At 49.9% G+C, this 15881-nt stretch carries 13 protein-coding genes; 11 read left to right on the plus strand and 2 right to left on the minus strand.

Annotated elements, in window-relative coordinates:
- The first annotated feature begins 120 nt into the window (after positions 1-120).
- The 10 genes from dnaK (at position 121) to ACO0LD_RS20630 (ending at position 11680) form a co-directional block, all read left to right on the plus strand.
- Entirely contained in the window at positions 121-2064 is a 1944-nt protein-coding gene (dnaK, locus tag ACO0LD_RS20585) for a molecular chaperone DnaK (protein WP_186953290.1), read from the plus strand.
- A 133-nt stretch (positions 2065-2197) separates the two neighbouring features.
- Entirely contained in the window at positions 2198-3316 is a 1119-nt protein-coding gene (dnaJ, locus tag ACO0LD_RS20590; RefSeq protein ID WP_423010045.1) for a molecular chaperone DnaJ, read from the plus strand.
- A 286-nt stretch (positions 3317-3602) separates the two neighbouring features.
- Positions 3603-6581, plus strand: a complete 2979-nt coding sequence (locus ACO0LD_RS20595) for an EAL domain-containing protein (RefSeq protein WP_423010046.1) — start codon at positions 3603-3605, stop codon at positions 6579-6581.
- 70 nt (positions 6582-6651) lie between these two features.
- Complete coding sequence (locus ACO0LD_RS20600) at positions 6652-7254, plus strand: chalcone isomerase family protein (protein ID WP_423010047.1); 603 nt, start codon at positions 6652-6654, stop codon at positions 7252-7254.
- A gap of 136 nt (positions 7255-7390) precedes the next feature.
- Positions 7391-7735, plus strand: a complete 345-nt coding sequence (locus ACO0LD_RS20605) for a hypothetical protein (protein ID WP_423010048.1) — start codon at positions 7391-7393, stop codon at positions 7733-7735.
- Positions 7736-8138: 403 nt separating this feature from the next.
- The gene (locus ACO0LD_RS20610) at positions 8139-8486 is read left to right on the plus strand and encodes a hypothetical protein (protein WP_423010049.1); all 348 of its coding nucleotides are present in this window, start codon (positions 8139-8141) and stop codon (positions 8484-8486) included.
- Between the two features lie 199 nt (positions 8487-8685).
- Complete coding sequence (modA, locus tag ACO0LD_RS20615; RefSeq protein WP_423010050.1) at positions 8686-9444, plus strand: molybdate ABC transporter substrate-binding protein; 759 nt, start codon at positions 8686-8688, stop codon at positions 9442-9444.
- Positions 9445-9462: 18 nt separating this feature from the next.
- Complete coding sequence (gene modB, locus ACO0LD_RS20620; protein WP_423010051.1) at positions 9463-10137, plus strand: molybdate ABC transporter permease subunit; 675 nt, start codon at positions 9463-9465, stop codon at positions 10135-10137.
- Positions 10138-10161: 24 nt separating this feature from the next.
- Complete coding sequence (locus tag ACO0LD_RS20625; protein WP_423010052.1) at positions 10162-10845, plus strand: ABC transporter ATP-binding protein; 684 nt, start codon at positions 10162-10164, stop codon at positions 10843-10845.
- A gap of 22 nt (positions 10846-10867) precedes the next feature.
- Positions 10868-11680: a TOBE domain-containing protein gene (locus ACO0LD_RS20630; RefSeq protein ID WP_423010053.1), complete on the plus strand. Its 813-nt coding sequence runs from the start codon at positions 10868-10870 to the stop codon at positions 11678-11680.
- A gap of 37 nt (positions 11681-11717) precedes the next feature.
- Here ACO0LD_RS20630 and ACO0LD_RS20635 read toward each other — a convergent pair whose 3' ends face one another.
- Positions 11718-12431 (minus strand): hypothetical protein, encoded by a 714-nt coding sequence (locus ACO0LD_RS20635; RefSeq protein ID WP_423010054.1) that lies wholly within the window; start codon positions 12429-12431, stop codon positions 11718-11720.
- Between the two features lie 250 nt (positions 12432-12681).
- Positions 12682-14769, minus strand: a complete 2088-nt coding sequence (locus ACO0LD_RS20640; RefSeq protein WP_423010055.1) for a gluconolaconase — start codon at positions 14767-14769, stop codon at positions 12682-12684.
- A 238-nt stretch (positions 14770-15007) separates the two neighbouring features.
- Here ACO0LD_RS20640 and ACO0LD_RS20645 point away from each other — a divergent pair, with 238 nt between their 5' ends.
- The gene (locus ACO0LD_RS20645; protein ID WP_423010056.1) at positions 15008-15718 is read left to right on the plus strand and encodes a glutathione S-transferase N-terminal domain-containing protein; all 711 of its coding nucleotides are present in this window, start codon (positions 15008-15010) and stop codon (positions 15716-15718) included.
- The last annotated feature ends 163 nt before the right edge of the window (positions 15719-15881 follow it).

Below are 15881 nucleotides of genomic sequence, written 5' to 3' on the forward strand. Positions count from 1 at the left end.
TTGAAAAGCGTGTTTTTTACCATATATCCGAAACAGACGAATCAGATTCTGCTAATTCAAAAATAAAGCAGACTGATTCACCAACATTGACAAAAAAATCTACATTCTGAGGGAATTATCATGGGAAAAATGATTGGTATTGATTTGGGTACAACCAATTCTTGCGTTGCTATCATGGAAGGCGGCCAGCCAAAAGTGATCGAAAATGCAGAAGGTGCGCGTACTACGCCTTCCATCATTGCGTATCAAGAAGACGGCGAAATCCTGGTTGGCGCATCCGCCAAACGCCAGGCTGTTACAAATCCCAAGAACACACTGTTCGCGGTAAAACGCTTGATCGGTCGCAAGTTCGAAGAAAAAGAAGTGCAAAAAGACATCGGTCTGATGCCTTACACCATTTCCAAAGCAGACAATGGCGATGCATGGGTATCCGTGCGCGACAAGCGTCTGGCTCCACCGCAAATTTCTGCTGAAGTTTTGCGCAAAATGAAAAAAACTGCTGAGGACTACCTCGGTGAAGAAGTGACAGAGGCAGTCATCACTGTTCCTGCTTACTTTAACGATGCACAACGTCAGGCAACCAAAGATGCGGGCCGTATCGCCGGTCTGGATGTCAAACGTATCATCAATGAGCCAACAGCTGCTGCGCTGGCCTTTGGTCTGGACAAAAAAGAAAAAGGCGATCGCAAGATTGCTGTGTATGACCTGGGTGGCGGTACTTTCGACGTTTCCATCATTGAAATCGCTGACGTAGATGGCGAAATGCAATTCGAAGTATTGTCGACAAACGGCGATACTTTCCTCGGCGGTGAAGATTTCGATCAACGCATCATCGATTACATCATTGATGAATTCAAAAAGATCAATGGCCTGGACCTGTCCAAAGATCCTATCGCTTTGCAACGTATCAAGGCTTCTGCCGAACGTGCAAAAATCGAATTGTCGAGCTCGCAACAAACCGAGATCAACGAGCCTTACATCGCCATGGCAAACGGCGCACCTGTGCATTTGAACCTGAAAATCACACGTGCCAAGCTGGAAGCCCTGGTAGAAGAACTGATCCAGAAAACCATCGATCCTTGCCGCATGGCGATCAAGGATGCAGGCGTGAAAACCACAGACATCGATGACATCATCCTCGTCGGTGGTATGACACGTATGCCTAAGGTGCAGGAAATTGTCAAAGAATTCTTCGGCAAAGAACCACGTAAAGACGTGAACCCTGATGAAGCCGTTGCCGTTGGTGCAGCGATTCAAGGTTCCGTTTTGTCTGGTGACCGTAAAGATCTGTTGTTGCTGGACGTGACACCTTTGTCCCTGGGTATCGAAACCTTGGGCGGCGTCATGACCAAGATGATCCAGAAGAACACGACTATCCCGACCAAGTTCAGCCAGGTATTCTCTACTGCAGACGACAACCAGCCTGCGGTAACCATCAAGGTGTACCAGGGTGAACGTGAAATCGCTGCCGGCAATAAAGGCCTGGGCGAATTCAACCTGGAAGGTATTCCACCATCAGCCCGTGGCACGCCACAGATTGAAGTGACTTTTGATATCGACGCTAATGGTATTTTGCACGTAGGTGCAAAAGACAAAGCCACAGGCAAGGAAAACAAGATCACCATCAAGGCAAACTCTGGTTTGACCGAAGATGAAATCCAGAAAATGGTGAAAGACGCTGAACTGAACGCGGAAGAAGACAAAAAGGTCAAGGAATTGGCTGAGTCCCGCAATCAGGGCGACGCTTTGGTGCACTCCACCAAAAAAGCGCTGGCTGAACATGGCGAGAAACTGGAAGCTGGCGAAAAAGAGAAAATCGAAGCCGCCATCAAGGAACTGGAAGATGTATTGAAATCCGGTGACAAGGCTGAGATCGATACCAAGCTGGGCGCATTGTCCACAGCATCTCAAAAGCTGGGTGAAAAAGTCTACGCCGACATGCAGGCACAACAGGCTGCTGCAGGCGCAGCTGCTGGTGGTGCAGGCGCTGCCGGTGCAGATGCCAAACCTAAAGATGATGATGTAGTTGACGCTGACTTCAAAGAAGTCAAAGACAGCAAGTAATACTAGTGTGACGGGCTTGCCCGTCATGACGCGCCGGGTGGCTCGCTTTGCGGTGCCTGCCCGGCGTTTGCGCTTAAGTTTGATGCTTAAGTCCTAGACTTAAGTTCAAGAACAATACTGAGGTTAACAAGAGATGGCGAAGCGTGATTTTTACGAGATTCTTGGGCTAGGCAAAAACGCCACCGAAGACGAAATCAAAAAGGCCTATCGCAAAATGGCGATGAAGTACCATCCGGACCGCAATCCGGATAACAAGGTCGCGGAAGAAAAATTCAAGGAAGCCAAAGAGGCTTACGAGATGCTTTCCGACAGCCAGAAGCGCGATGCCTATGACCGTTACGGTCACGCCGGTGTCGACCCGAATATGGGTGGCGGCGGTGGTGGCGGTGCAGGTGGTTTTGCTGACGCCTTTGGCGATATTTTTGGTGATATTTTTGGCGGTGGCCGTCGCAATGCAGGCCCGCAAATATATCGCGGTGCCGACTTGCGCTATAACCTGGAAATCTCGCTGGAACAGGCGGCCAACGGTTTTGATACCACCATCCGCGTACCTAGCTGGGACTCTTGCGATACCTGTCACGGCTCCGGTGCCAAACCCGGCACTTCGCCAGTCACCTGTACTACTTGCGGTGGCCATGGCCAGGTGCGCATGCAGCAAGGTTTGTTCAGCATACAGCAGGCTTGTCCTAAATGTCATGGCACAGGCAAGATGATTCCCGACCCATGCCCGACCTGTTCTGGCGTTGGCCGCATCAAACGTAACAAGACACTGGAAGTCAAAATCCCTGCCGGTATTGATGACGGCATGCGCATCCGTTCATCTGGAAATGGTGAACCAGGCGTGAATGGCGGCCCGCCAGGTGACTTGTATGTGGAAATCCATATCAAGCAGCATCCGGTATTCCAGCGTGATGGTGATGACCTGCATTGCGAAATCCCGATTTCCTTTGTCAAGGCAGCACTGGGTGGCGACATCGAAGTGCCAACCCTGAGTGGCAAGGCTTCTTTCACCGTGCCTGAAGGTACGCAATCCGGCAAGACTTTCCGCCTGCGCAGCAAGGGCGTGAAGGGTGTGCGTTCTGGTTATGCGGGTGATTTGTTCTGTCATGTTGTCATCGAAACACCGGTGAAGCTGACAGAAAAGCAAAAAGAACTTTTGCGTGATTTTGAAAAGCTGACCGTAGAAGGTGGCCCCAAGCACAATCCGCAAAGCAAAACCTGGATGGACAAGGTCAAGAAGTTCTTCGAATAGATCTGATCAGCACCAATAGTTTTGTAAAAAGACCTGCAAAACATTCCAAAAGCCTGCCCAAAACTTGTTTTAGGCAGGCTTTTTGTTGCTGGCACACCGCGAAACCATTTCTTGCATATCAGTGCAGCAATTCTGCCTGTCACTGATATGGCATTCTGCTACTATGATAAGAGCAGAATACTGTTGCTCCTGAGTTAAAAAATAAACCAGAGACTAACCAGAGGCCAGCAGCAAAAAATAAAAAAACAGTTCATTCAAACCTGTTTTCAGGACTCATACCGCCTTGATGGATAAATCATATATAGGCTTGTCATCCAGATATCCCAAGCTTTTTGCTCTGGGTGTAGCTCTGATTGTGTTCCTAGGTTTGTGGGCCATCGACAATAATGAGCGCGAACTGGCCATCCAGAAGCAAAAAGTCGACATCATAGAAAAACTGGTGGTCTTGCGTACCAAGCTGGGTACTGGCATGACTTCAAATATTTCTGCCGCCCGCGTACTGGCTGTCACCTTCGCCACCAAGCCGGATTTATCTGAGCAGGAATTCAAAGTGCTGGCGGCTGAAGTGGCCAGCGCCAATCCCAGTATCCGCAATCTGGTGCTCGTCAAAGGCACGGTAGCCAGCTATGTCTACCCTTATAAAGGGAATGAAAAAATCCTCGGTGCCGATTATCGCCAGTTACCCAAGCAATGGCCAGTTTATCAACGCATGATAGAAGAGCACACCATACAAATTGCCGGGCCACTGACTCTGGTGCAGGGAGGGGTCGGACTGGTGGTGCGCATCCCAGTCTATCAACATGAAAACCGCGATGAATTCCTTGGTTCGATTGCAATGGTGGTCAATTATGATCAGTTGCTGGAACAGGCCGGCGTCGCCCAGATGCAAAATGAAATCAACCTGTCCATACGTGGCCGTGATGCCAAGGGCAGCAAAGGAGAAGTGTTTCTGGGTGACGGCAGTTTGTTTACTGGCGATGCGGTCAGGCAGAGCATCATACTGCCAGGCGGTAGCTGGGAGCTGGCCGCATTGCCGCATGGCGGCTGGCAGGGCACCACCCGATTATCGAGATTCATCGAAGTTTTTGGTCTCATCGTCTGCCTGATGGCCTGGATGCTCAGCTATCAATCGACCATCAAACGCCGGCAGCGTGAACTGAATGCAGAAGAATTGCGCGAAAGCGAAGCTCTGCTGCGTTTGCGCAATGAAGCCCTGAGCGCTACTTCACAAGGCGTGATGATCGCTACCAGCGATGGCCACATCAACTATGTCAACCAGGCCGCCTGCCATTTGAGTGGGTATCCACAAGATGCCTTGCATGAAAAAAAACTCGGTGATTTATTTGCGCCTGCCGTTGCCAGCATGTTGGCGCAGCATAATGAAGAGCAGAAACCACTGACACTGGAATACAGCAGGCCGGGTGAAAATGGGCAGTTACTGTGGCTGGAGTTATTGCTCACTCCCGTCTACGACCAGCAAGCCAAATTACAGCAATACGTTGCCTTGTTGCGCGACATCACCGACAAAAAACTGGCTGACAAAGAGCTGGAAATCGCTGCCATGGCCTTTGAAACTGAAGAAGGCATCCTGATCACCGATGCCAATCTCATTATCTTGCGCGTCAACAAGGCGTTTACCCGCATCACTGGTTACGAAGCCAGCGAAGCGATAGGGCAGGGTACGCGATTGATGCAATCTGGTCGCCATGATGAGTCTTTCTACAGCCAGATGTGGGAGGAAATACGCCGCAATCATCGCTGGCAAGGTGAATTGTGGAACCGTCGCAAGAATGGTGAAATCTACTCGGAAAGATTGGTGATTTCTGCCGTGCTGGATGAAGATGGCAAGGTCAGTAATTATGTCGGCTCTTTCAATGACATTACCGAGCATAAAGTATCAGAAGAAAAAATTCATCAACTGGCTTTTTTTGATCCGCTCACCAGTTTGCCGAATCGCCGTCTTTTGCTGGACAGGCTGGCGCGCGCCTTGTCGCTGAGCCGCAGGCATCTGCGTTATGGTGCGATTTTGATGATAGACCTGGATAACTTCAAAACCCTGAATGATACCCAGGGTCACAATATGGGCGACTTGCTGTTGACCCAGATAGGCAAGCGCATCCATGCCTGCGTAAGAGCCGATGATACGGTCTCGCGCACTGGTGGCGACGAATTTGTGGTCTTGCTCGAAGGCCTGCATGAAGAGCTGCAATATGCCGCCAGCCTGGCTGAAACCGTCGCAGAAAAAATCCGCCTGACCCTGAGCCAGACCATTAATCTTGGTCATATCGATTATGAAAGTTCAGGCAGCATAGGTATCACCATGTTTGGGGCCGAGGCGGTCGGTATTGATGAATTATTGCGCCGTGCCGACATGGCCATGTACCAGGCCAAGGCATTGGGTAAAAACAGTGTGCGTTTCTTTGACCCCAGCATGCAGGCAGCGCTGGAGTTCCGCACCGCAATGGAAACCGACTTGCGTCATGCTCTCATGCATGATCAGTTTGTCTTGCATTATCAACTGCAAGTCAGCGCCCTGGGCGACCCAATTGGTGCGGAAGTTTTATTGCGCTGGCACCACCCCAACCGCGGACTGGTATCTCCTTTGGACTTTATTCCGCTGGCAGAAGAAACTGGTCTTATTTTACCGATAGGGCTATGGGTGCTGGAAACCGCCTGCAAGCAAATCGCCATCTGGGCTGACGACCCGGTCAAATCCGGCATGCAACTGGCGGTGAATGTCAGCGCGCGCCAGTTCCGTCATCCGGGTTTTGTGGATGATGTGAAACGCATTTTGCATGAGACTAATACCAACCCGGTTTTGTTGAAACTGGAACTGACTGAAAGCGTGGTGCTCGAAGACGTCACCATCGTCATAGAAAAAATGCATGCCATCAAAAAACTGGGTGTGGGATTTTCCATGGATGATTTTGGCACTGGCTATTCATCTCTTTCTTACCTGCAACGTTTGCCGCTAACACAGCTCAAGATAGACCGCAGTTTTGTGCACAACCTGCCGGATGATGTGAATAATGCGAACATCGTCCGCACCATCATCAGCCTGGGTGCCAGCCTGGATTTGAATGTCATTGCCGAAGGTGTGGAAACCGAACAGCAGAGAGAATTTTTACTGCAAGCCGGTTGCCAGGCCTATCAAGGCTATCTGTTCTGCAAGCCTATTCCCATAGATGAATTTGATCGCTTTATCAGCAGCCGCCACATGCTACAAAAAGCCGACAGCCCAAAAGTTGAAATTCAGGTAAGCTAGAGTCGCGATTATCGTATCCCAAAGCGATGGCGAGTAGTTTACAAGTGGTATTAAAATAAAGGGGAGACAAATGCGATTGAACAAAACAGTAATGCGCCTGGCAGGTCTGGCGCTGGCTATGTGTATAAGTGTACAGGCTGGTGCCACAGAAGTTGCTGGTGTTAAATTTGATGAAAGCGTACAAGTAGGCGGCACAGAGCTCAAGCTCAATGGCGCAGGCATACGCTACAAGGCCATTTTCAAAGTCTATGCAGCGGGACTGTATTTGAAAGAGAAAAAGACCACAGTACCAGAAGTACTGGCATCAGCCGGGCCACGCCGTGTGACTATCGTCATGTTGCGCGACCTCAGCAATGAAGAATTCGGTCGTGGCTTCATGTCCGGCATTCAACAAAATACCGACAAGGCAGAAAAGTCCAAAATGACTTCGCAATTCATCCGTTTCGGTGAATTGTTTGCCTCCGTGCCTGAACTCAAAAAAGGTGATGTCATGACCAATGACTGGATACCTGGTGTAGGCACCGTCGTTTCACTGAATGGCAAGAAAATGGGCGATCCTTATCCGGACCTCGGTTTCTACAATGCCTTGCTGCGTATCTGGCTGGGAGAATCCCCGGTAGATCGCAGCCTCAAGAAAGCCATGCTGGCTGAAGAAGATACACGCGGTCGTTGATTTGTCAGCTTCGGTAAAAAAGAAAAGCGCAGGGATGCGAGTCCTTGCGTTTTTTTACGCCTGTACCACTCGTTTGCTTCATTGTCATGGAGTGCTTGAACAACTACTCCGGTTTTAAAACGTTCCAGGAATATTTATGTCCAAGATATCAATTGCAGTTGCCGAACCATGTCACAATATTAATGCTGTTAAGTTAATAAGGGAAGTGACAGGTATTGCTTTAATATCGATAGAGAAAAAGCTTGCTACTGGTAAAGCAGGCTCATTCTATATAGCAGAATTATTTTTAAATGATCATGTGGAGATAGATCGAAATATCAGGCTGCTGATTAATGGGCTTGAAAAACTTGGTTTGCCCATCTTCGTTGCTGAGATAGCTTATGACGAGTCATGGGGAAATATAGCAAATTTGGATGATGTCAGGATAAGCGCAGACGACTTGATAGCTGAGTTGGATAATGCAAAGGGGCAATTCTCATAATTTTTTCTGCTGCCGTCTCAGGTATTCAGCCCATGTAGGTACGATTAGTGAAACGTAATCGTACGCATGATGAGCCGCAAATAACAAATGGTCTCAGCTTCTCCCTGACCGCTCTTTATCCATCCCAAAATGAGCTGCGTGAATATCTGATGCTATCTTTAATTCATTATGACGGGTAATGGTTAGCCATGCGTACGATTACGTAAGCACTAATCGTAGCTAGAGGAAAAATGTGCTGACGATAACGTAGGAATTTTCCAGCCGTATCGCTCAGGTACGTATGTTATGGAAGAAGGCGCTGTTTTTTGGGTTCACTATGTATAAACATCAGAGACAATGAACTGCTTAAGTATGTTGCAGTGTAAGACCTGATCCAAGTTTTCCAGATAAAGACTATCAAAAAATGGCATACAACATATTTATTTTTGGTGATTCTCCATCTGATGAACCAATACTTGATTTTTTCTTAGGAACAGCAGGGACTATTGATATTTACTGGGAATCTGTCGGGCGCAAATTAAATTTACCAATTATTTCTACATTGACAGAAAACGCAGATTTTGAACAAGGATTGATACTCTCTTCTGATAATTTAGTTCTTTTTAGAAATGAAGTAGAGCAATTAGAAAAATATTGGACTGATGGCGACCCCAGAGTAGGTGTACCTGAAGATTTTTTTCAGCGCATAAATGAACTGATGGATGGAATAAGCTATGCAATTGATAATGGATTGGAACTAATGATAGCTTAGGCTCAGGTAGGTGCAGACCTATGCATTTTTAATTGTTCACTCCTGTAAAAATTACATGATTCTTTTGCGCAGAAATACCGGGAAGCGGGTATTTTCATAGCGCATATCAAGTATTCAAACCTGCTTATTTCTCAGTCGCTATATATAAGTGTATATTACGGTCTTTATTCTACTTATCTCCCTCTCTCCTGGATATCGTATGCAAATCAAGACTCTTGGCAAACTTATTGCCAGTATTGCTCTCTGCACAATCTCAGCTTCAAGCCTTGCCGCAGAAGTGACAGTCTCTGCCGCTGCCAGCCTGACCAATGCCTTCAAGGAAATCGCGCAAAATTATCAGACACAATATCCTGAAGCCAAGGTGTCGCTGAACTTTGGTGCGTCCGGTGCGCTGCTGCAGCAAATTGCCAAAGGTGCACCAGTGGATGTATTTGCCTCGGCAGATCAGGAAAGCATGGATGAAGCACAAAAGCAGGGCCTGGTCGTCGCTGCAGACCGCCGTGATTTCGTTAAAAATACCCTGGTGCTGATTGCGCCGGTAGACAGCATCTTGTCCATCAAGCGTCTGGAAGATTTGAACCAGGCTGGCGTCAAGCGCATTGCCATCGGCAACCCTGCCAGCGTACCAGTCGGGCGTTATACCCAGCATGCACTGACGGCAGCCAAGCTCTGGCCTGCGCTGGAAGCCAAAGCCATCTATACCCAGAATGTGCGCCAGTCGCTGGACTATGTTGCCCGTGGCGAAGTAGAGAGTGGCTTTGTATATGCCACCGATGCTGCCATCATGAAAGACAAGGTCAAAGTCGTCATGGACGTAGCGCTGGACATGCCTATCACTTACCCCGTCGCCAAGATCAAGGCGAGCACTAATGCTGAAGAAGCCAAACGCTTTATCGCCTTTCTGTTCTTGCCGCAAAGTCAGGCTATCCTGACCAAGTACGGTTTCCAGAAGCCGTAAAAGCTTTTAAGGTCACAGATGAATCCGGCATGGACAGCCCTGCTATTGTCATTGAAAGTTGCGGGCTGGGCCACGCTGCTGAATTTGATTTTGGGTATAGGCGTGGGCTATTTGCTGGCCCGCAAGCGCTTCCCTGGCCGTGACTTGCTCGACACTCTATTGACCTTGCCCATGGTCATGCCACCGACTGTGCTGGGTTATTATTTGCTGGTCTTGCTGGGGCGACGTAGCGCACTCGGTGCGTGGCTGCAAGATCATTTTGGCTTCAGCTTCATTTTTACCTGGCAGGGTGCGGTCATTGCGGCGGCCATCGTTGCCTTTCCGCTGGTATTTAAACCAGCACGGGCGGCTTTTGAAGCGGTAGACGGTCAACTGGAGCAGGCGGCCAGGGTTTTGGGTGTTTCTGAAATGGCCGTTTTTTTTCGCGTGACTTTGCCGCTGGCATGGCGAGGTATCTTGGCGGGTGTCTTGCTGGCCTTTGCGCGCGCCCTCGGTGAGTTTGGTGCCACCCTGATGGTGGCTGGCAGCATACCAGGCAAGACCCAGACTTTGTCGATTGCCGTCTATGAGGCAGTGCAGGCAGGGCAGGACGATGTCGCCAATACCCTGGTCTTGCTGACTTCGGCAGTCTGTATTGCGGTGCTGCTGCTTGCTGGCAAGCTCGCACCTGGCCGCATAGCGAATCGCATGTGACGCCTTTGAATATGAGCAAATAAAATGCAATTTGACCTGCACATACACAAGACCCTGCGATCCGGCCAGCGCAGTTTCGAGCTTGATGTTGTCGTCCGCAGCGATAGCCAGCGCCTCGTCATACTCGGCCCATCTGGCGCGGGTAAAAGCCTGGTACTGAAGGCTATTGCTGGCTTGATGACACCCGATACTGGTTATATCCATGTGGCAGGCAATACCTTGTTTGACCATACTGCGCGTATCAACCTGCCGCCACAGCGCCGTCAGCTGGCTTACCTGTTCCAGGACTATGCCCTGTTCCCGCATCTGAACGTAGCGCAGAACATCGCCTTTGGTCTGGCCCATGGCTGGCGTAATCCATCCGCCAGAGTACAGGATGAAAAGGTCGATTACTGGCTCGAAGCCCTGCACATAAAAGCGCTGGCCAGGCAAATGCCGCATGAATTATCGGGTGGGCAAAAGCAGAGAACCGCGCTGGCACGCGCGCTGATTGCCGAGCCGCGTGCCTTATTGCTCGATGAACCTTTTGCTGCTCTCGATCAGCCCTTGCGCATCAGCATGCGCAAGGAACTCGACAGTCTGCAAAGACAATTGAATATCCCCATGATACTGATCACCCACGATGCAGAAGATGCCCAGGTGTTTGGTGAGCAAGTGCTGAACTTGCAGGATGGTAGACTCGTCGAAAGCACAAAATATGCAGCATGAAAGCTAATGAGGACTGCAGCAGATGAATGCAAAGAATAAAGAAATTACCCTGCAAGGCTCAGTCTGGATGACCGTCGATGGAGAAAATCTTGGCGGTCAAAGCCGCATCGCCCTGTTGGCCCAGCTTGCCGAAAGCGGTTCCATCACCCAGGCCGCCAAGGCCGTCAAGATGAGCTATAAAGCCGCCTGGGATGCTATCGACACCATGAACAATCTCGCGGGCGAACCCCTGGTGGAACGTCTGACAGGTGGCAAGGGTGGTGGTGGTACAAGGCTGACCAGGCGCGGTGAACAACTGGTCAGCAATTTCAGGATCATAGAAAAAGAACACCGCGACTTCATCGCCCAGCTAGACAGGCAAGCCGAGGGCATTGCCGACGATTTTCTATTGATCAGGAAAATGAATATGAAAACCAGTGCACGCAACCAGTTCCTCGGCAAGGTCAGCCAGGTCAAACCGGGTGCCATCAATGACGAAATAGAACTCGAAATAGTCGGCGGCCAAAAGATAGTCGCCATCATCACCCATGAGAGTACGCTGGAGCTGGGTTTGCAAATTGGCGCAGAAGCCTTTGCACTCATCAAAGCTTCTTCCATCATCCTCATGGAAGAAGACCGCAAAGCCAGGCTCTCAGCCCGCAACCAGCTCACAGGCAATATCAGCCGCATTTTGCCTGGTGCCGTCAATACTGAAGTGGTGGTCGAATTGCCAGGCGGCGCGACTCTGGCCGCGATCATCACCAATGAAAGCGCGACCAGCATGGGCCTGGTCGTAGGTGGTACGGTGACAGGATTGTTCAAGGCTTCCAGTGTGATACTGGGTGTGGCGGGTTGATAATCTATGCAAGAGGTGCCGGGCCTGGCACCTCAGTTCAACGAAACGTATGCGACTTCTTGGTACGTATGATTTGTCCTGAGTGAGCATTGACCACAATGGATTTCATCTCTGCGGTATAGCCATCATCCGATAAGGTCTTGATGAATGTCCAGATCAAGGCATCAAATTTCTCATTGTATTCAAGCCTGACAGTCATGTTTCTTTCAAACATGCCCTTCTTGAGGAGGCCACTATCTTCATCGTGTTCGATGATGTAAGCCATGTTTTTTTCGAGGAAACCTCTTTTGGCGATCAGCGGGATGAATTCTTTAAATGCATGGAACACTTGCTTGTCAGGTGAACTGGCATAAGCAGGAAGGTTGATTTCCCTGAGCACACTCGCATCAGAGCGGAGCCAGATTTCAGCAGGGAAAATGACTTTAGGCGTTCCAGGTAATTCAAAATCGAACTGCAATATATAGGCCGGAACTTTTACATGTTCGTTTTTAAAATCTGCTTCCAGCAACTGAGCATCGACAAATTTCAAATGAGCGTATTGTGTTTCACCCAGGCGGTTTTTAAGATGCCCGGTCAATCGCGCTACTACGGGCTGGGGGAGATCTGCCAGTGATTTTGTTTGTTTCGTTTGATAGCCACCGAACGAAACCAGACCATGTCCAGCTGATTCTGGAACAATTTCTGCAAACACAGGGCAAGCTTGTTGAATCAGAAAAAAGACAAGCAGCGAACGGGCTAAGTGAGTAATCATTCTGACTTGCGCGAGGGGGATCAACACCTGGGCGGTGTGTAAGCCGACAATAGTGAAACACAGATCAAGTTGATGCTGAATGTCAGGGATTTGTTATTGATCAGCTTGAGCAAGGACTTGTAGAATTTCATACGGATACAAATTGTTCAGGTAAATGGTGTGCTGGCTAAGTGCCATAAGTACTGTCGTTATTTTAGCATGCGTGAAAATCGCATTCTCAAAAGCAGGGCTCATTGAAACAAGTTTGGCCTTACTCTACCCTGAACCCCAAATCCCGATTACTCTTCGCCACATTCCCCGCAAAATCCGCCGCATGAATGCGCAAGACATAATTACCAGGCGCGAGTTTGCTGACATCCCAGCTGCCTTTTTTCGCAATACCATCCTTGACCGTATTGCTGGCCATGTACAAAAAACGGGTTTTCTTTGCACCATGCACCGTGATGCCGCTTTCTTCTGCATACAATAATTTGACCATTTCACGGTCAGGTGGCAGGGCGTTGAATTCCATGGTCATGCGCGGGTTTTCATAACCCGGCACAGGGCTGCCATCGGTGTACAGGAGTTGATAGCCCAGTTGGTACAGGCCCAAACGGCGGCGCTTGGCGTTGCCGTCGACCTGGTCATAGGCATCAACGACGATACCGTAGTCTTTGACCTGGCTGGACAAAAGCAGACGGCCTTTTTGTTTTTCTTTGATCTCCTTGCCACTGCCATCAACGATCGTGATGTCTTCTATTTGTGGTGCAACGGTATCGACCAGGCCAGGGAAGTTCAATTTCAAGGGGTTGATTTTCAAGCCAGCGTGATTGTGTTCCAGATGCACATGGAACATGCGATTGATGCTGCCCAGTGCTTCGCCAGTCTTGAAGCGGGTGCCGCGCCTGACACGCACTGCATAGGGTTTGCCATCTGCCAGCGTCTGTAGCTGGAATTTGTCTTCATCGATCAGCGCATCTTTGGCGGTGCGTCCCACCTTCATGTGGATATAAGCCATGCTGTCAAGCTTGATGCCCTCGCTGAGGCCATTGTAGCCCCAGCTACTGCTGGTGCCGCGCACTTTTTCATTGGCGATGGCATACACGGTCGTGCCCATGTTTGCCTGCACATCGAGGCCACCGTGAAAATGATCACGGCTTTCGCCATCATAATTGCCCCGTACTTCACCCATGGTACCAACTACTTCATGCGGCGACTTTTGTGGTTTGATGGGCCAGGGGTAGGATTTGATTTCATCATCAAGGCGGGTATTCTTTATTTCCTGCATATGGGCTGGCGCTACCGGTTTTTGTCCGGCCATGCTGTCAGGCATGCCTTTGGCATGCAGGTTCACCAATTGCAGGCGGGCGGAATCGCTGACCAGCAGACCACCTTTGTCATTCAGCGCTATGCCTGTAGGCTGCAAGAAGCGTATGGCCTTTTCATCCCCTGCTTCAAAATTGATACCTACTCCAGTCACGCCACGCATTTCACCTGTGGGAGAAATTTGTATGATGCGCCCCTTGCCGCCTTCGCCTATGTACAAATGATCGTCATAGGTGGCAACGATACTCAGCGGACGGCGCATCAGGGGTTTCTCTTCATCATCCAGAGCGCGGGCTACGGTGGTGACTTGTCCATCCTTGCTCAGCCTGCGTATGGTGTCGTTCTTGCTGTCGGCGATGAGGATGTCGCCCTTGCTATTGATTGCCAGTCCTGTTGGCGTATCAAACAGCGCAGCGGCCGCCTCGCCATCCAGATAACCAGATCCATTGCCACCGGCGATTGTGCTGACCTGACCATCAGGGCTGATCTTGCGTATGCGGTCATTGTAGGTATCGGCCACGTAGACATTGCCAGCCGCATCCACGGCTATGCCTACCGGGCCATTGAATTGTGCCTCAGCACCCGCACCATCACGATAGCCGGGTTTGCCATTGCCTGCTACTGTTGTCACCATGCCTTCGTGGCTGATGCTGCGTATCGCGTGATTGCCGGTATCAGCCACCAGCAAATTGCCCTTGCCATCCAGCACAATGCCAGACGGTGTATTGAAGGCGGCCAGATCAGCCTTGCCGTCGGCAAAACCTTCAACAGAACCGGCATAGGGCACGACTGCACCATCAACACTTATCTTCATGATCTGGTTATGCTCACCAGCATCGCTGACAAAAATATTACCCTGCTTGTCTATAGCGACCGCATAAGGATCAGAGAAATAACTGCTGTCGACATCAGGCAAGCCTGCATACACATCCAGCTCGGCTTGCCAGTCAAAGGAGGTAGGAGCGGGCTTGTTGATCACGCCCGCTTTCGCCAGCAGGTCTTCAGGCGCAATATTGCTGCTGCTTTTGCTCAAGTAGCGTGCCAGTCCCAGGGTTATGGCGATCAATGCGATAACAAACAGCAGTCGTATAAAAATGGTCCTGAGCATGGGGCAAATAATTGGATTACGGCACAAGTCGTGCAGCTTAGCCCAAATGCTGCGCACTTGCCATCATAGATATCGCGGCCTTGCGCAGAAAATTCATAAATGGATTAGCATCTGGTTTCTGCGCCTGAAAGGCCGCTATCAGATCAACCAGGAAGGAAACAACATGTCCAGCTCTGTCATCAGCAATTTCCCAATCAACAAAAAATGGCCTGCACGGCATCCTGAACGCCTGCAACTGTATTCGTTGCCGACACCGAATGGAGTGAAAGTCTCCATCATGCTGGAAGAAACCGGCCTGCCATATGAGCCGCATCTGGTCAATTTTGAGACCAATGACCAGATGTCGCCAGAATTCTTGTCGCTGAACCCGAATAATAAAATTCCTGCCATCATCGACCCGCAAGGCCCGGGCAACAAACCACTGGCCCTGTTTGAATCCGGTGCCATCCTGCTGTATCTGGCTGACAAAACCGGACTGTGCATCCCCACTGATGCAGCAGAGCGTTATGAATGCATACAATGGCTGATGTTCCAGATGGGTGGCATAGGCCCCATGTTCGGACAATTGGGTTTTTTCAATAAATTCGCAGGCAAGGCCTATGAAGACAAACGCCCGCGTGACCGCTATGTGGCAGAATCCAAGCGCCTGCTGGGGGTAGTCAATGAACGCCTGGCCGACCGCAAATGGATCATGGGCGATACCTATACCATCGCCGATATCGCGACCTTCCCATGGATACGCAACCTCATCGGTTTCTATGAAGCAGGCGATCTGGTGGGTATCAATGATTTCCCGCATGTACAACGTGCCCTGGCTGAGTTTGTCGGGCGTCCAGCGGTGCAAAGAGGGCTGTTGATACCCGGGCGTGGGTAGAAAAAGCTTCCTGCATATTTCCTGGCGTCGTTACTTGTATTGCTTGTATTGTTACCTGATTAAGCCTATAAAATATTTTTAGCGCTTTGTCGATTTGTCTGTATCCCAAACGTCATTGTCATGACGGCGCATCCTGCCCGTTATATGTTGAAGAGGAGAAAGT

The sequence above is a fragment of the Undibacterium sp. Ji83W genome (assembly GCF_049340385.1).
Lineage (GTDB): Bacteria > Pseudomonadota > Gammaproteobacteria > Burkholderiales > Burkholderiaceae_D > Undibacterium.

Bases quoted from the DNA above. Each gene is read 5' to 3' on its own strand.
- dnaK (WP_186953290.1), top strand. From the start codon at position 121: ATGGGAAAAATGATTGGTATTGATTTGGGTACAACCAATTCTTGCGTT.
- dnaJ (WP_423010045.1), top strand. From the start codon at position 2,198: ATGGCGAAGCGTGATTTTTACGAGATTCTTGGGCTAGGCAAAAACGCC.
- ACO0LD_RS20595 (WP_423010046.1), top strand. From the start codon at position 3,603: ATGGATAAATCATATATAGGCTTGTCATCCAGATATCCCAAGCTTTTT.
- ACO0LD_RS20600 (WP_423010047.1), top strand. From the start codon at position 6,652: ATGCGATTGAACAAAACAGTAATGCGCCTGGCAGGTCTGGCGCTGGCT.
- ACO0LD_RS20605 (WP_423010048.1), top strand. From the start codon at position 7,391: ATGTCCAAGATATCAATTGCAGTTGCCGAACCATGTCACAATATTAAT.
- ACO0LD_RS20610 (WP_423010049.1), top strand. From the start codon at position 8,139: ATGGCATACAACATATTTATTTTTGGTGATTCTCCATCTGATGAACCA.
- modA (WP_423010050.1), top strand. From the start codon at position 8,686: ATGCAAATCAAGACTCTTGGCAAACTTATTGCCAGTATTGCTCTCTGC.
- modB (WP_423010051.1), top strand. From the start codon at position 9,463: ATGAATCCGGCATGGACAGCCCTGCTATTGTCATTGAAAGTTGCGGGC.
- ACO0LD_RS20625 (WP_423010052.1), top strand. From the start codon at position 10,162: ATGCAATTTGACCTGCACATACACAAGACCCTGCGATCCGGCCAGCGC.
- ACO0LD_RS20630 (WP_423010053.1), top strand. From the start codon at position 10,868: ATGAATGCAAAGAATAAAGAAATTACCCTGCAAGGCTCAGTCTGGATG.
- ACO0LD_RS20635 (WP_423010054.1), bottom strand. From the start codon at position 12,431: ATGATTACTCACTTAGCCCGTTCGCTGCTTGTCTTTTTTCTGATTCAA.
- ACO0LD_RS20645 (WP_423010056.1), top strand. From the start codon at position 15,008: ATGTCCAGCTCTGTCATCAGCAATTTCCCAATCAACAAAAAATGGCCT.